The organism is Thalassoglobus polymorphus, from assembly GCF_007744255.1.
Lineage (GTDB): Bacteria > Planctomycetota > Planctomycetia > Planctomycetales > Planctomycetaceae > Thalassoglobus > Thalassoglobus polymorphus.
Genome location: NZ_CP036267.1, coordinates 168,734 through 186,041, shown reverse-complemented (window position 1 = coordinate 186,041; position 17,308 = coordinate 168,734). Strand labels below are relative to the sequence as shown.

The following is a 17,308-nucleotide window of genomic DNA, read 5'->3' as shown; positions in this document are numbered from 1 at the left end:
TGGCTGTGCAATAGCTTGGAAAAAGTGGAGTGGTTATGCTCAGTTGATGAAAATGGCTGTCCAGTGGATGTTGTGTTTGCTTTCGAGGAAGACTTCATGTTGCGATTGATTTCAAATTATCTGGTTCTCTTAACTCTTTGCTTCGTCTCGATCAGCGGACTCTTGGCAGCAGAGTCAAAAAAAGATCCGAATGTTGTCTTTATTCTGACCGACAACCATGGAGCCTGGACGCTGGGCTGCTATGGCAACGAAGAAATTCGGACGCCTCACATCGACAAGCTGGCTGCAGAAGGGACGCTGATGACTCGGGCGTTTTCATCGAACCCGGTTTGCTCACCCACGCGGGCGACCTTTCTGACAGGTCTCATGCCGTCTCAGCACGGTGTCCACTGCTTCCTGCATGGTGGTCGATTACAGGTCGGTCCCGATGCCAGAAACACGCTCGAAGAATTTCAATCGGTCCCGGAAATTTTGAAATCAAAAGGATATCGCTGTGGGCTGGTCGGTAAATGGCATCTAGGCGGAAACATGCAGCCGCAGGAAGAGCTGGATGATTACTGGATCACGATGCCACATGGCGGCACATCAACTTTTTATGGTGCAGGAATCATTGAAGATGGCAAACAGCGAACCGAGCCGAAGTACCTGACCGAGTTCTGGACGGACCATGCAGTTGACTTCATCAAGCAGGAAGACGACCGTCCGTTCTTTCTCTATCTCGCTTACAACGGACCGTATGCTCTGGGGCGATTACTTCTCGATGAAGGGAAAAATCGGCATGTCGAACATTATCGCAACCAGGAGCTGAAATCGTTCCCGAATGTCGATCCGCATCCCTGGCAGTTCAACAATCTCGACTACATGAACAATCCGATTTCGAATCGTCGAGTGGCGAGCGAAGTGAGCGGCGTCGACGATGGTGTTGGTCGTGTGATGGAGACCCTCAAAGAACAGGGACTTGATGAGAATACGATTGTGGTCTTCGCTGCCGATCAAGGCTGGGCAGGCGGGCATGGCGGTTTTTATGGCATGGGTGACCACACTCGACCAGTCACTGCGACCGACGAAATGATGCGTATCCCGATGATCTGGAGGCATCCGCAGCAAATCAAAGCGGGTCAGCGTTCTGACTTAATGGTCACAAACTATGACTTCATGCCGACGTTGATCAACTATCTTGGTTTTGGCGATGCCCTCACCAACGATCCGCCATCTCCCGGACGAGACTTCTCAGCAGCACTGAAAGGGAAGTCAATCAAGGACTGGGTTTCGGAAGCGTTCTACGAATTCGAATTCTTGCGAACTTTGCGAACCGACGATTGGAAACTGACTCGCCGTTATCCGAATGGTCCTGATGAACTTTTCAATTTGAAAGATGATCCGCAAGAACAACACAATATCTACGGAGCGAGTGAAGCTCTCGAGCAGCAGGAAACATTGCAGAATCGGTTGAATGAATTTTTCAAGACGAACCAGCTTCCGAAGTACGACCTCCTGAATGGCGGCGAATCACAAACGGTTCTCTTCAATCCTCCTTTGCCAAAGCAGAACGTTTCAGTCGAGGAAGAGGCTCAGAAGGACGAGTTTGACAAGAGTCATTTGATCCGCGTCCCGGAAGGGTACACCGTTGAAAAGGTCGCCAGTTCCGCTTTGGCTCAACATCCAATGATGGCGGGATTCGATGATCGTGGTCGGTTGTTCGTCGCGGAGAGCGCCGGATTGAATCTGCGGAATAACGATCTTGAAGAGCAACTTCCGAATTCCATCAAGATGCTAGAAGATACCAACGGCGATGGAATCTTCGACAAGTCTACAGTCTTTGCAGACAAGATGACTCTTCCGATGGGGGCATGCTGGTATCGAGGATCTCTTTATGTCGCGGCTCCGCCATACATCTGGAGACTGGAAGACACAGACGACGACGGAGTCGCTGATGTTCGCGAAAAATTGCCAGCCAAGTTCGGATTCAGCGGAAACGCCGCGAGTGTCTCTGGCTGTTTCCTCAGCCCGGAAGGTCGGATCTATTGGTGCGATGGTCGCCATGGCCACGAAATCAAAGACCGACATGGGAACGTCAAATCGAAGAAATCGGGATCGTATATTTTCTCTTCCTGGCCCGATGGAAGCGACCTGCAAGTTCATGCGGGCGGAGGAATGGATAACCCGGTTGAAGTCGACTTCACCGACTCGGGCGATGTCCTCGGAACTGTCAATATCCTTTATTCTTCGCCACGCATTGATTGCCTTGTGCATTGGCTACACGGAGGAACGTATCCACACTCCGAGCGCGTCCTCGGGGAGTTCCAACCAACGGGTGATCTGCTTGGACCAGTGCATCAGTTCGGGCATGTTGGCGTCTCGGGAACTACGCGGTATCGCAGCGGAGTTCTAGAACGAGATTTTGTCGACAGTATGTTTGTCACCATCTTCAATACCGGGCAGTTGGTTCGTGTGGAGCTCGACAAAAATGGATCGACCTATCAATCCAAACAACACGAGTTCCTCACCTGCAGCGACCCGGATTTCCATCCCACAGATGTTCTTGAAGATGCCGATGGATCATTGTTGCTTGTCGATACGGGGGGCTGGTTCCGGATCGGGTGCCCCACTTCGCAAATCGCCAAACCGGATATCAAAGGGGGAATTTATCGGATTCGAAAAGAGGGAATGCCGACTTGGGTCGACCCGCGCGGATTACAAATCGACTGGAAAGAGTTGAACAATCGACAGCTGATTTTCATGTTGATGGACACACGATTTACTGTTCGTGAGCGTGCAATTGAAGAATGTGCATTGCGAGGCGAATCGATTCTTGCAGACCTGAAAACATGGACTCAACGGGGTGATATTCCTATTCGTAAAAATGGACTTTGGGCCTGCACACGCATGCGAACTCCCGAAGCTCAGGCTGTTGTGCGACTCGGTCTAACCGATCGAGATGAAACTGTTCGTGCTATTGCCTGCAAGTCCGCAGGAGTCACAAAGGATGCCCAAGCTGTTCAAGGATTGCTCGAATCGTTGAAGGATACATCGCCGCATGTGCGACGCGCAGCTTTGACGTCACTCGGCCAAATTGGAGAGGCCTCTGCCGTCGCTGCGATATTGGATCACGCTCCGAACATCGCTGATCGTCCAGAAGATCACGCACTGATCTTCGCGCTCATGCAAATTGATGCCCCAGAAGAAACATTCAAGGGGCTGCAATCCAAAGACTCCTCAACTCGTCGAGTTGCTCTGACAGCATTGCATCAAATGGCCTCCGATCAAATTCAGGCAGACCAAGTGATGAATGTGATCGCAGCTGGGGGACCAGGCACGATGAAAGCATCGCTGCGAGTACTGGAAGATCACCCGGAATGGGCGAACTCGGTCGCTGAGTTGATCTCAAAATGGATCGACGGAGAGATCAACATTGAAGAGTCGGGTGTTGTTTCGCTGCTTCAAAAATTCGCTGCAACGCAACCGCTGCAACCTGTGCTGCAAAAAGGGCTGCAAACTTTGCCAGCAAGCCCAGCAAAGTTCTCAGCCATGATTCAGGGGATCGCAGGGTCACCACTCAAAGAAGTCCCCGCAGACTGGAAAGCCCCATGGATGAAATCCATTGAAGCGAAAGACCAAAGCGTCTCTCAAGCTGCATTGCAAGGGCTGAAAGGAGTTCAACATCCGTTCAATGATGCTTTGCAAAATATCGTCAATGATTCATCAGCGACATCCGAAAGCCGACTCTTAGCAATTGAAGCGATCCCGGCTGGTACGCTGAGTTCACCGAGTTTCGATTTTCTGATCGAAACCATCGAACTTGGCGCACCACCAAATCATGTCGAACGGGCGATTGCCATCCTGGGGGCCTCGAACCTGAATGCGGATCAACTCAAAGTTGTGGGGGGATGGCTCCCTTCAGCTGGCCCGCTTGAGCTGCAGGGGATCTTCAAGGTGATCGCGAAGATTTCTGATGAAGACTTGTTAAAGGAGTTCGCCAGCGCACTGGCTACGGGGCGATCCCGCAAAACACTGGCGACTGCGCAGTTAGAACAACTCTCGAAGAAATGGCCTGCATCCGCTAAGGAGGCTCTGCAACCTTTGCTCGATGAATTGCAGGCAATGGAAGCGACTCAAATCGAAAAGCTGACTCGCCTTGAACCGCTCACGAAATATGGGAGCGTTGCAAAGGGGAGAGAAATTTTCTTCAGCGAAAAATCGAAATGTGCCACCTGTCATCGAATCGGAGACAAAGGAGGGAAGATCGGTCCCGATCTCTCAGCGATCGGAAGAATTCGTCGAGAACGTGACTTACTCGAAGCGGTGCTGTTTCCATCAAAGACATTCGCTCGTGAGTACGAACCTTATTCCATCATCACCGAAGACGGCAAAGTCGTCTCCGGCATCATCAGCCATGAAACTGCCGAAACGCTTTCCATCCAACAGGCAACCGGCGACCCCGTGGTCATTCAGCGAAACGAAATCGAAGCCATGGCTCCTTCCGCCGTCTCCGTCATGCCACAAGGCCTGGAAACTGGCCTCAGCGAACAACAACTCGCCGACCTGGTCGCCTACCTGAAGTCCCTGACAACTGGGCCACAGGAATGATGCCTGAGACCGTTTCGAAGGCAGCACAGCAGTCAATTTCTTCAGCGTTTTTTGAGAAGTTAATGTGAGTGATTAAGGTCACGAAAAATGAAGAATTCATCCTCCTGAAAAGCAAACGATCACTCCAGCAGACAACCGCAGGAAACAATCAGCTGACAAATTTTGTCTTGGAAGCGGGGTGATGCCTGCATATGGTTGTGCAGGTGATGCAGATTGCATTTTAGAACTGAACCTGAAACCTGAAATTACGCTCTCAAGCATCGAGAAAAGCTGTGATTCCAGAGGTTTTCGGACTGGTTCTAGCCGACTTGATTCCCTTTGATTTGATGCAGATACGATCAAGAGAGACGGATTAACATGCGTAAACATGGACAGACGCGTAAACGTGGACAGATGCGAACGGCTTGGGCGACAACACTTCTTCTCGCTGGAGCTGGACTACTGGCGTCCTCGACGCGATCCGAGGATGCACCTCAGTCCAAGCAATATCCTCCCGGTAAGCTTGGTGAGGTTGTGCGACTAGGCGAAGAGATCATCGCTCGGACATCAGAGCATCCATTGTCCAAGCAGTATGTTCAAAACAAACTCAACTGCACTTCATGTCATCTGGACTCTGGCAGACACCCACAAGCTGGCAGCTTTCTGGAAACGGCAGCTGCATACCCTGCCTGGTCTCCCCGTGAGAAACGTGTCATCACTCTGGAAGACCGGGCCTTAAACTGTTTCATGCGGAGCCAGAACGGAATTCGCCCACCTAACGGGAGTCAGGTCTCTGTCGCGATCACGACATACATCACCTGGCTGTCCGAGGGGAGCGCATTAAAAATGAATCCGAACAAGCCGCTGGGTCCGAACCACACCCCGCAACTCACTCTCGATGGGCTGAAACCAAACATCGAACGTGGCGCCAAGCTTTACGCAAATCAATGTGCAGACTGCCACAGCGAAGATGGACTCGGCACAGACGAAGGCCCACCGGTCTGGGGGAACGACTCCTACAACGACGGTGCCGGATTGAGTCGCGTTCCGAAGCTCGCATCATGGCTCAAAGTGGCCATGCCGCTTGGTGACGAGACACTCACAACTCAGGAAGCTCTCGACATCGCAGCCTTCGTGAACAGCCATTCTCGACCGAAGTTTGTACTGTCTGAGCATCTGCCGGAAAAGGAAAAACTGGGCGAATACAACGGCACTCAGGAATAGGGCAGCTTGCTCCACCACGTGCCCGTAAAGAACACGTTTCACCTGTCAACTTGTGCTTCTCTGATCGCTTTGGCTACGAAACTCTCTTCATTTCCGACGTTACTCAACCAAAATACTCGACAGCATTTCTAAAGAGTTGCATGCCAGCACCTTCGCCGGTGAGATTCTTACGAGTCCATTGCGGGTGGTGAGTTGCGAAGAGGAATCGTTCCGGGTGAGGCATCAGGCCGAGGATGCGCCCGGTCGGGTCACCAAGACCTGCGATGTTCTGGAGCGATCCATTTGGATTCACGGGATAGTCGAGAATCTCTTTGGAGGTCTTCCCGCTTTCGTCACAATACCGCAGAGCGATTTGACCGTTGGCTTCCCAGTCTGCGATTACAGATTCATCTTTCACGATGAAGCGTCCTTCAGCGTGGGCAATCGGGGATTCGAGGGTGTCGACCCCTTTCAGGAAGACATTCTTCTCCGAACAGGATTTGAGATTCACCCACAGATCGGTGTAACGACCGTTCGCATTCCAGGTCAGCGTTGACTGTCGTTCAGTCTGGTCTCTGTTCGTCCATTCCCCTGCTCCACCGGGGAGAATGCCAGCCTTCAGGAGCACCTGAAAGCCGTTACAAATCCCCAGAACCAAGGTATCCTTCTGAAGAAACTCTCCAATCACTTCCGCGAGTTGCGTCCTCAGTTGGCTTGCGAAGACGACCCCCGCTCCAACGTCGTCCCCGTAACTGAATCCTCCGGGGATGCAAAGCGTTTGAAAATCGCTGAGCAGTTCTGGTTTCTCAAGAATGCGAAACAGATGAACACGTTCCGCTTGCGCTCCGGCTGTCTCAAACGCAAACGCAGTTTCACGATCACAATTCGTCCCCGGGGCACGGAGAACGCAAACTCTGGGAGTGGCCATGAACCAATATTTCCTAATGTGGAGAGTGTGAGAGTGTCTGCAGGGGAGGTTGATTGATCTTACACAAGATCCAGACCACGAAACAGAACCGGACAGACTGTCCGAAGAGACCGTCCGGAGAGCAGTCTCAGCCTGATCAGAGGAATGATCGCCTGAGTCACAGCGACTCAGAAGCGAAAACTCAGCTGCCTGTGTGCCCATTCTAAGTCACTTTTCTCTTGGATGCGACACTCGGGCAAAGTCTTCAGCTCGATTCTATAGCGTGGGAGATCTCGTCTTGTCGGACTTGGAAATCTGTGATAGTTTTCTGCCGAAGTCCTTGCATGGAAGCAAAGAACGCATCGAAAAACCGAGATATTGAGGGATTTTCTCAGGCATTGAGACCCCCGCAACAAAGCTTCGGCCACGAGCGAAGGCGTAAGGACCTCAACTCAATTATCCCGCAAATGATTGAGAAATTGACCCAAAAAAAGGACCGAATTGTTTTTGAGATAGCTCAAACTCCATTCGGATGCAGGGAGGCAAACTTATGGGGAGCGCATTGCGCATTCTTCAGGCAGGAGAACTCTGTCTGAATGAACCTCTTTACGGAATCTCAGGCGATCTACCACCAAACCTTCAAACATCCATCATTAACGCCCGGTTTCTGGCTGCGAAAAAATTATTTTCAGCCGCGATGACAGAGAGCGTTCATCTGGTTGTGCTGGCCGGGAAGTTCTGTCTTCCCAATCAGGAGACACGGCCTTACTGGTTCCTCCAGGAACAATTTCAAAGGCTGAAGAATCACGGGATCCAGGTGGTCTGTGTCGAACCGACCAATCATTTTCACTGGCCGTCGACAATTCCCCTGCCTGAGAACGTTCACATTTTCAGTCGATCACAATCAACGAGTTCGCTCGTGATCAATGGCTCGAAGCCGATTGAACTTCAGTGGGCGTCCCCAGCTTCAAATCAGTCGTCACCGCAGCCGCATCATTGTGTGCTCCGATTGAGCGAATCGATGGGCCGTGTTTCAAAAATCAGCTACCAAGGAAACAACAATCAGGGCTTCACTCAGATTTCATTAACTCCCATCCAGAGGGGGGCGTTGGATGAGGCGAGACCGGCTCACGCAACACTTGTGGAAGTTGACAGCTCCAGTGGAGTGTCTCACTCGACCGTTGAAACAGAAGTTGTTCAGTTCAGCAGAGTCAATCTTGAAGTTGCTGCAAACCAGTCAAAATCGCAGCTTCAACAACAGCTCATCGAGCAGTTCAAACGGTCCGAAGAGGAACTCCACCGCCGAGCACAGCCAACGCTTGTCTCATTGTCGTTGACCATCAAAGACCATGAGAACACAAAATTCTCAAACTTTGAAATCTCAGAACTCCTGTCATTCATGCAGAACGATGCACAAGCCCGGCAATCACACTGCTGGCCTGTCCGCCTGCTTGTTCCGAAGCAGGAATCTGAAACGACATCTCACAGCAACAACACTCCGGTTCAAATCGCATTAGGTGAATTGGAATCGCTCGCCTTGGACGATGTTTACGAAAACCTCGACCTTCAGGTTCTCGATATCGACCAGCATTCTTTAGAACGACTCAAAGAAAAAGTCGCTCAAAGACTTCCTGAACTGCTGACTGAACACCGACAGAATTCGGCGTAAAGCGTTTTCAATGCTTGCCGTAGAGCAAACTGCTTTAGCAAGTCCGTTCATCTCGATTCAACGATCATCTTATTTTCCTCCTCAGGAACTTTTCCGATGCAATTCAGTAAAATATCCGTCGACGGTTTTGGCGTTCTCTCTCAGCTGGAGATTGACCAGCTTAGCTCTGGACTGAATGTGGTTTATGGAACCAACGGGGCAGGCAAGACCACCATTCTGGAATTCTTGCGAGGAATGGTCTGCAACTTTGAGCGGGCACGTCGATTGAGATTACTTCCGCCACTGAAAGGTGGGAATCCCGGTGGTGGATTGGAAATCAAAGTCGGCTCTGACTTTTATGACATTATGCGTCACGCTCGCCCTGGTCATGAAGACACTCTCGCCATTCGCCCGCACCACGGCGACAAAGAATCGGCTCCTCGAATTCGTCAAAGACTCGGCAAGTGCGATAGCGATCTGGTGAACACCGTCTTCTTCGTCAGTGGTCCAGAATCACATTCCATTCAAGAGATGCTGCGAATCGCAATTCGCGACGGAATCGACCTTAAGACTCAGCGGAAGCAGGCAACCTGGATCGCAGAGAAAATCAACACTGTGGAACTGGAACGGCAGGATCTTTTTGGACCACAACCATCACGCACAAACATCGAAGCGATCGAGAAACGCCAAAGTGAAGTCGCCCTGCTCCTTGAAAAAGGAATAAAGCAGCACCAGCTGCGAGACACCCAATGGCATGCCAACATTACTCAATCGACACGCGATTTAAACCGCTTACGCGCCGAATCCAATTGGCTGAATGCGGAACTGCAACTCGTTCAATCCGATCTCACCGAGGTCAATGATCGACTCTGGTCTCACAGAGAGCGTATCGTTGAAGAGCAACAAATTGTTGAACGAAGTGAGCCAGCTCGTGAGCTGAACTGGGTCACTGAAATCGAAGAGATCGATCGTCAAATTGCACATGCCCAACAGGTGCTGCGTGATCTGGCAAGTTCGCGATTGCAATTGACGCTGGCATCAACCGAGTTGACCGGAACCGACACACCGGAACAGGAAATTGTTTTCGAGCGACAACGGTCCGCGATTACCGCAATTGAACGTCAAACACAACTTCTCGGAAAAGTCTTAGCCGAACTGGGAGACGCAGAGAACTTCTCGAAGTGCGTCTGTCAGGACTTACAGGGGCAACTCAGTACGTCTCTCAAATCGATCCAGCAACAAATCGCGTTGATGTGCCAGGAACTGAGTCGTCAGCAGTCCGCCAGCGAACAGCTGATGCTCATCTCGCAGCGAGACGGAGTTGATCAATGCGAGCTGGAACTGACTCGCCAAATCCAAAGCCTCCGACTCAAGCGAGACGAACTGATTCATGGCTGCGATCGCACCACTGATGAACGAATCCAGTTTCGCACAAAGCATGAACTTGAGCATTGCAATTGCGATGATCACGCTCACTACATCGACGGACTCTCCATTTCGAAACCGTCACCGCAGGTTGTCCAGGATGTCGTCACAACATCGAAGGTCGTCACGACATCCAATGCCCGGCCAGGTGATCGAGAACTCCAAGCTGAATTACAGGAAAGAAAGCATCAACTTCAGCAACAATGGCAAGAAACCTTGCAGAAGCAACGAAAAGCTGAAGCCCGACTCCTCGAACTTCAGCGGCTCCCCGGTCAATTTGCCGATGACGATTCCGTTATGAAGCTCCGCCACGAGCATGCCAGTCTCGAACAGGAACTTGCCGACGCTAGAGAACAGTGGCAATCATTGGCTGTGTTGCAAACAGTTCTTCAGCGAACTCAAGAGAAGTTGAAAGTCGAAACAGCCTCACCCGTCATTGAAGAAGCCTCAACGTTGCTGAAGAAGATGACACGAGGACGCTACACAGCGTTTCGCTTCAATACTCAACTGGAAGAACTTGTTGTCACCAATGAAAATGCAACGGAATTGCCGATCCATGCCCTCAGCCGAGGGACACTGGAACAAGCTGCGTTGAGCTTCCGACTCTCGTTATGGAACGAATATCGGCGACGCGGAATTGAGCTTCCGCTCATCCTGGATGAAGTTCTCGCAGATAGCGACGAACACCGCCTCAGCGCTGCCATCGAAACGCTCGTCGAGTTCAGTGCGAAGCATCATCAACTGATTATTCTGACTTGCCAGGAACACCTCGCGAATCTTTTCGAACGATCAGGCGTCTCAATCCAAAGCCTCCCCGGCTCTCGACGTACGAAGAAAAGCGTGAATCGCTTACTGACACTTTCACAAGCGGAAGCAGGAGCTGATTCAAAAGAGGTTGTCGCTCAAGAAACCGGCACTGATCAGCCTCTCACAGGTGACGACAATGAGTCTTTTGCACAACTGGATCGCATCCAACCCGATGAACCGTTTTGGTTGCAAACGATGAGCCCGATCGGACAAATCCCTTCCATCGGCGAACAAATGTCGCGTCGAGTCGGTTCAATCGGCGTCAGAACAATCGCCGACTTGATCGACCTTGATCCTGAAAACACCGAAATTCCTTTGGGCAGCCTGCAGATCTCAGCGAAAACCCTTCGCCAGTGGCAAGCCGAGGGACGGTTGCTGTGTTGCGTTCCAGATCTCACCGGACGAGATGCCCAACTGCTGATAGCTTGTGGAATTCTGAGCCCCAGCGAACTTGCACAGGCGGACGCTGATGACCTATTCCGCAAAGCGACGCAACTCCGCGATAGCTCTCGTGAATACGGTTTTCTTCCATGGTTGAACGAACGTTCAAACTGGCCTGACAGAACACACTTTCAAAACTGGGTCCGCAGCGGTCAACGTGCTCGTTCCTACCGAGCTGCTCACGACTGGTCGGTGAATCGCCGTCGTCGAGACGGATCACACCGGACTCCTGTCTCCCACATTTCGGGACGAAAGTCACAACCTAGCGAACGCCGTACTTCAGGATCGACTCGTCATGTGCAAGGGGCTCAAGCAGTCAAAATTCACTCTGTTGTTGAATCGGAAACTCAAGAAGCCGAGCTTCGTTTCTTCTTAAATATGAGTAGTCCAATTGTCGATGCTCCCAGCATCGGAGCGAGAACCGCAGAACGTTTTGAGAAGATCGGCGTGATGACAGTTTCCGACTTCGTCAATCGCGATACCGAAGAAATGAGCGGTCGCTTGAACTCCCGCAGACTGACCCCGGATGTCCTCGAGGAATGGCAACAACAGGCGATCCTCGTCTGCCGTATCCCTGAACTCCGCGGGCATGATGCTCAAGTTCTCATTGCGTGTGGCTTCGCGGATGTCGACGAAATTTCCTCAACCACACCGACCGAAATGTTCAAAATCGTCTCTCCATTCGTGAATTCCACGAAAGGACAAAGACTCTTGAGATCAGCCAAAACTCCTGATCTCGAAGAAGTCACCAGTTGGATCCAGTATGCTCAGCAATCCCGCTCTCTTCGAGCTGCATGATTGACTCGTAGGAATATCGCTCGAAACGCACTGGAAATCGGCAACATTCCTCCGGTGAACCACCGCAGGAATGTTTGATTGCCGAACTGGGTGAGGGCTCCCTTTCGACACACAACTAATTTCCCAACTCTCAAAAATCTGTTATGCTCAGATCGCTAAACTTTGAGTGGTCTACATCGAGTTGGGGAGCTGTAATATGTCGCGTTGGTCGGTTCGAGTTTTCATTGTGTTCTTCTGCTCATGGGGGACACTCACACCTTTACATGCACAATCTTATGAAGGCCTACTGAAGTTCGTCCCCGACGATGCAAATACTGTTGCACTCCTGAGAGTTCACGACTTCATCAACAGCCCGCTGGGTGTCAAAGAAGACTGGAAGAAGAAGCACGAGACGGAACACCTCAACGGCGGAGTCGCGATTCCTCCCTGGGTGAATGTGTTGCTGCGGACATCTTACGTTCGCCCAGGCCATGGCGGAGGCGACTGGACTTCCGTCCTGACAGTCTTGCCGGAAGGGATTGATTTCAAAAAAATCGCGAAAGAAACCGGCAACGAACTTCAGGAAATCAATTCGCACCCTGTCTTTTTCTCACAGAAGCGAAACGGCTACTTTGTCCAGTTTCAAGGTGAGAACCAGGAACGCATCCTGGGAGGAATTGTCCCGGCGTCTCGACAAGACGTCTCCCGCTGGATTAGCGAAAGTGCTGAGGAAGAGACTACGAAACTCGACGAGTACCTTGCTCAGGCCATCGATGATTCCAGTTCGCAGATCATTCTGGCAATCTCAATGAAGGACATGCTCGACCCGGTCCACATTCGCTATCGCCTCTCTGGGTCAAAAGCACTTGAGAACAACACCCAGGCAAGAACAGCCTTAACTCTCGATTTTCAATCACTGCAAGGTGTCCGTCTGGCAGTGCAGGTCAAAGAATCGACCCAGGCAGAGATTCGCCTCGACTTCGACCGCACTATTGGACCAGAGTCGGAACACATCAAAAGTCTACTGGTCGAATTCCTCAACGATGCGGGCTCCGCTCTTGATGAACTCGAAAACGCTGGCGTCGAAACTCGCGGAAAGTCCGTGATTTTAACTATGCCACTTTCCGGTGAGAGTTTGCGCCGAATCCTCAGCCTTGTCACCTCAGTCTCCCCACCATCCGCGTCGGGGCCACAGACAAAAACTCCAGAGCCTCCAAAACCGGAGATTGAACCGAAAAGCCAAGGAGCCAGCGGCATTGATGTCAAGGCTTCGCTGAAATACTACCGAGCCGTGAACCATAATGTGGACGACATGGAGAAAGCTTACAAGCGGATTAACAACTATCGTCAAACAGCTCAGTGGCACGACAATTTTGCAAAACGCATCGATGAGCTTCCAATCGAAAACGTCGACCCAGAACTGCTGGACTATGGCCAAAAAATGAGTTCATACCTGCGCAGCTTAGGAGCATCGCTGCGTGGAATGGGGTTGAAAGTGGACGCCCTGAACCACAGCATTACCTACAAAGTCGAACAAAAACCGATGTATCGAAACGGATACGACTGGTGGTACGGCGGAGCCTGGACAGCTTACGGCCCCTACAACTACGGTCGCCCCATGAAAACAGAGGTCGATACGAACCTGAACCAGGTTCGCACCAAACAGGCCGATATCGTCGCCAAGACCCAACCCGATCGAGACAAAATCTGGCAGATCATCAACGAAGAACGCTCAACGACCCGCAGAGCCATGGTCGCCAAATATGGTAGCGATTTCCAAAAGTAGAGCCGCCCAATCAAGCGAGTGACACCAGAAGATGACCCTCAACTCAAGTCGCCCGGGACAACTGTCCCGGGCGACTTGTTTCATTTAGGTCTTTAGAGCATCTTTCGAATTGGTACTCAGGACCTGCTTCGTGCCCAACAGCAACATTATTGATGAAACTCGTTCTTCACGAGAACACGGTCGAGCATCCATGAGGAAGATTCTGTCAAGCCGTGAGTGGGACGCTGCCTGAATTTCAGCTGTGTGCGGAAAAGCTCATCGCAACTCATAGATTCATAGATAAGAAAGTTGTGATACATCCCAATGCAAAAAAAACGCCTGCTACCTTTTACGGTAGCAGGCGTTTCGAAAGCGAGGCCGACGGGACTCGAACCCGCAACCTTCGGATCGACAGTCCGATACTCTAACCAATTGAGCTACGGCCCCTCGCTGTTTCGACCGGGAGTTTAGAACTCCCTATTTCAATCGTCAATCTCAAGGAATAACTTTTGTCACGATCTTCAGTTTTTGAGACTCATTTCGCGCCCCATCCGGGTCATTTGACATCTGAGCAAAAGTTGTGACACTACTCGCTTCGGAATAGTTCATAAAATTGAGTGCTCATAGTCATGAGTATTCGCTGAAAACCTTCTTGCCAAACTGGAAACCGGCATGGCATCTCGACGCCTTCAAAAACGAATCGAAGCGGAAGCTGCTGAAAAGCTTGGCAAAACAGCCAAGAAGACAGCAACTAAGAAAAAGGCAACTCGCAAGAAGGCCAAAACAACTCGTAAGCGGAAAACAAAAACCGCAGAGAGAAAGAAAATCTTCTGGGGTGTGTTCAGTGGCACACTGAAAGAAGAAGGCCGATTCGCCTACGATGAGCGGGATAAAGCTGAAGAAAAACTGACTGCCCTGCGAAATCGAAGCACCAAAAAGCTTTATTTCATCCAACCGATCAAAGAGACCCTCTCAGACTCTGCTGCTCCAGAGGAAGACGATGAGGCCATCGACGCTCCTGCCGCCGCAAGCGAAGAGAGCGATGAAGAAGAGGAGTAAACCTATCTACCGATAGGGAAACGCCTTAAGACACAAAATAAAACACCCGCATGAGATCAATCTCGTGCGGGTGTTTTTTATTTGCAGTTGAACGACAAGTCGCTCAAATCTAGCTCAAACCAATTCTCAGAAATCGTATTTGGAATTACTGGTACTAAAATCGATGTCCTTGAGTCCGACATTCGTTTTAATGTCTGTGTAGAGATAGTCTTCGACGAGTTCCGGCTGCTTTTTGTTCTTTCTCGGAAATTCGTACTGCTGGACGCGAATCGGGTAGTTTGTGCTCGCATCGACGTAAAGCCTGGACATCGCATACTTTGCACCTGATGAAGGTGAGCGATGTGACGTTTCAATTGCTTTGCACTCGATCTTGCCAATTTTGGCATTCGGATAGAAGTTGACCGTCATTCCGGACAGTTTTGTGTCAGAAAGCCACTGCTCCAGCAAGGTTGACACCATGATATGCATACCAGCCATGGTGATTGGATGCCGATTGTCCGTCATTGCCAGACGCCCATCGACATCTAGTGACAGCGTTCCAGCGAGCCCTGCGATCCCGACTTCATGGGCTTGCATCTTTCCGTCATTTTCACCAGCAACGTAAATTGCTTCACGGCCAGCACTTGGGCTGATAAACTTGAAATAGACGCTATAAGGATTATGGCGATATTTCATCTCCATTTTCGCATCCGTGAGATTGCGGCCGATCATTTCACGCTTCGTGAAAGTCGCTGTGTAGTCTTTGACATCATCGAGTGCTTTGAGGGAGTTTGTCCCCATCTGCAAGGCGGGAATCAACGGATGAGAACTCGGCGCATCTTGAACTCTGGAAGCGATTTGCGAAGGATCAGCAAACAGCTTGTTCCCAAGCAGTGCTCCTGCCCCGAGTGCGGAAGCAGTTACCACGGAATTCAGGACAAAACGACGTCTCGTATATAATGTGGTCTCAGAACTCATAGGTACCCATCCAAGATAGCTGATGCTTAATATTCACCAATTCTTGACTCCGCAATCCCTGGAGCCTTACCAACCAAATCGACAGATTCTGCGATTCGATTGCATCGATTGTTCGGAATCAGGCATGGAATCGACCGATCCGTCCGGTTGAGCAGGTTTGAGTATTTAGAGTACCTCCAGTGTTTCAATTACCCTTAAAAAGTGCTTTCACGACTGCATTAGCTGCCCGCCACGAGTCTGAATGTCAAAACAGGTCCAGAAACCGCATCATTGAGTCAAACTGGGGAATTGATTCCGTTCAGGAAATGAAAGTTCGTTTTCTTAAGTTGAGAATGCAGAGGGGATCGCGGAATCTTCATACGTCGTCGTGTACTTTCGTGAATTGAGCGGCCTATAATTCATAACAGACCACGCCCGGTTGCTGTTTCCCTCCTAAACCGGCATCGTTTCCAACCACGAATCCATGAGCTCTAACAAAACTTGAACCACAAAACCTGAAGAAGGGATTGTAAATTTCAGTGAATAACCGCGATTTCACAAGGATTGTTAGCGTTTCGAAATACTTCACGCTGATCAACGACAGACTGCTTCGTTTGACAGCAATTCCAAATCCGCAAATGCCCCATCGGACCAATATGCTGATTTCCCGCCCACTCAAACGATTGACTCCTCTTCTGGCATGCCTTCTCCTGTGTTCGTGTTTTCAACAGGATGAAGAAATTCGTCAATATCGAGTTGCAAAAGATCTTCAATCGACCTCTGCTCCAGTTTCTGGAGGTGGAGATCAGGTCTGGTTCTTCAAACTGATGGCGCCGACCGGGGAATTCGAGAAAACAAGCTCGGAATTTGCACAGATTTTCATCGGAGTTGATGTTTCTTCCGGTGTTCCGAAAATCAATTTGCCCAAAAACTGGACCTCCAGCAATGGGCCCGCTCCTATTTACCAAACGTTGAAAATTGCAAATGCGAAGAAGACGAGTGTCACTGTCACTCCTTTACCAGCCCCATCTTCCGATCCAGTCCAATACCTCAAACTCAACATCGACCGCTGGCGACAACAACTTGGGTTGCCGCCACTCACTTCTGAGGACTGGCTTTCAGAGGCGATGGAAAAATCAGAAATCGTGTCGATGCCGAAAGGGAATCAATTCCTTTCGCTCGTGCACCTGACCGGAACAACTGAAGATCTTGGCGAAACACACATGCTCGTTGGGATTATTTCTCAACAGTCTTTAACCGGGACAGCCGCCATGGCAGCGGCACCGGCAGCAACTCCTGGCCCCTCCTCGGACCAGGTGAAATATGACCTCCCCGAAGGATGGCAGGAGGCACAAGGAAACGGGATCAGTCTCGTTGCCCTGACTGCTCCTCACGAAGCAGGAGACGCAGACTTCACCATCACCCGCCTGGGTGGAGGCGGAGATGTCCTCCCGAACATCAATCGCTGGCGAGGACAAGTGAAGCTGGACCCGATTACAGAGTCCGAACTGAAGGAGCAGGTCGAGGAGGTTGAAGTGGACGGCATCGCCGGACAACTCTCAGTTAGTGAGGGCCCCGAAGATTCAATCCTCGCTGTGATCCTGCAACAGGGCGACGCAAAGTGGTTCTTCAAGCTGCACGGACCAACACCAACAGTCAAAGCAGAACAGGAACGCTTCAGAGAGTTCCTCAAATCTGTGAAATTGAATATCGAATCTGAATAGCCGACGGCTGACCGACAGCCGACCGCATCAGTCTTTCGCATCGAAATCAT

The 17,308-nt window shown here is 50.8% G+C and carries 9 protein-coding genes and 1 tRNA gene; 7 read left to right on the top strand and 3 right to left on the bottom strand.

The window, feature by feature from the left end:
- Positions 1-96 precede the first annotated feature (96 nt).
- Positions 97-4,587 carry a PVC-type heme-binding CxxCH protein gene (locus Mal48_RS00600; RefSeq protein WP_145195164.1) on the top strand — a complete coding sequence of 1,497 codons (4,491 nt, stop codon included), beginning with the start codon at positions 97-99 and terminating at the stop codon, positions 4,585-4,587.
- Positions 4,588-4,944: 357 nt separating this feature from the next.
- Complete coding sequence (locus Mal48_RS00595) at positions 4,945-5,790, top strand: c-type cytochrome (protein ID WP_145195162.1); 846 nt, start codon at positions 4,945-4,947, stop codon at positions 5,788-5,790.
- A gap of 103 nt (positions 5,791-5,893) precedes the next feature.
- On the opposite strand, the gene purQ is transcribed toward Mal48_RS00595, so the two are convergent.
- Positions 5,894-6,697, bottom strand: coding sequence for a phosphoribosylformylglycinamidine synthase I (gene purQ / locus Mal48_RS00590; RefSeq protein WP_145195160.1), 804 nt, complete (start codon positions 6,695-6,697; stop codon positions 5,894-5,896).
- 529 nt (positions 6,698-7,226) lie between these two features.
- Between purQ and Mal48_RS00585 the strand changes: the two genes are divergently transcribed.
- The 3 genes from Mal48_RS00585 (at position 7,227) to Mal48_RS00575 (ending at position 13,560) form a co-directional block, all read left to right on the top strand.
- The gene (locus Mal48_RS00585; protein WP_145195158.1) at positions 7,227-8,345 is read left to right on the top strand and encodes a hypothetical protein; all 1,119 of its coding nucleotides are present in this window, start codon (positions 7,227-7,229) and stop codon (positions 8,343-8,345) included.
- 96 nt (positions 8,346-8,441) lie between these two features.
- Positions 8,442-11,795 (top strand): DUF4332 domain-containing protein, encoded by a 3,354-nt coding sequence (locus Mal48_RS00580; RefSeq protein ID WP_145195156.1) that lies wholly within the window; start codon positions 8,442-8,444, stop codon positions 11,793-11,795.
- 196 nt (positions 11,796-11,991) lie between these two features.
- Positions 11,992-13,560 (top strand): hypothetical protein, encoded by a 1,569-nt coding sequence (locus tag Mal48_RS00575; protein ID WP_145195154.1) that lies wholly within the window; start codon positions 11,992-11,994, stop codon positions 13,558-13,560.
- Positions 13,561-13,912: 352 nt separating this feature from the next.
- Here the strand turns inward: Mal48_RS00575 and Mal48_RS00570 are convergent.
- Positions 13,913-13,986 (bottom strand) — tRNA-Asp (locus tag Mal48_RS00570).
- A 225-nt stretch (positions 13,987-14,211) separates the two neighbouring features.
- Between Mal48_RS00570 and Mal48_RS00565 the strand changes: the two genes are divergently transcribed.
- On the top strand, positions 14,212-14,598 hold the full coding sequence (locus tag Mal48_RS00565) for a hypothetical protein (RefSeq protein WP_197441937.1): 387 nt from the start codon (positions 14,212-14,214) through the stop codon (positions 14,596-14,598).
- A 126-nt stretch (positions 14,599-14,724) separates the two neighbouring features.
- Here the strand turns inward: Mal48_RS00565 and Mal48_RS00560 are convergent, their stop codons facing one another.
- On the bottom strand, positions 14,725-15,555 hold the full coding sequence (locus Mal48_RS00560; protein WP_145195152.1) for a DUF1571 domain-containing protein: 831 nt from the start codon (positions 15,553-15,555) through the stop codon (positions 14,725-14,727).
- A gap of 617 nt (positions 15,556-16,172) precedes the next feature.
- Here Mal48_RS00560 and Mal48_RS00555 point away from each other — a divergent pair.
- Positions 16,173-17,258, top strand: a complete 1,086-nt coding sequence (locus Mal48_RS00555) for a hypothetical protein (RefSeq protein ID WP_145195149.1) — start codon at positions 16,173-16,175, stop codon at positions 17,256-17,258.
- Positions 17,259-17,308 lie beyond the last annotated feature (50 nt).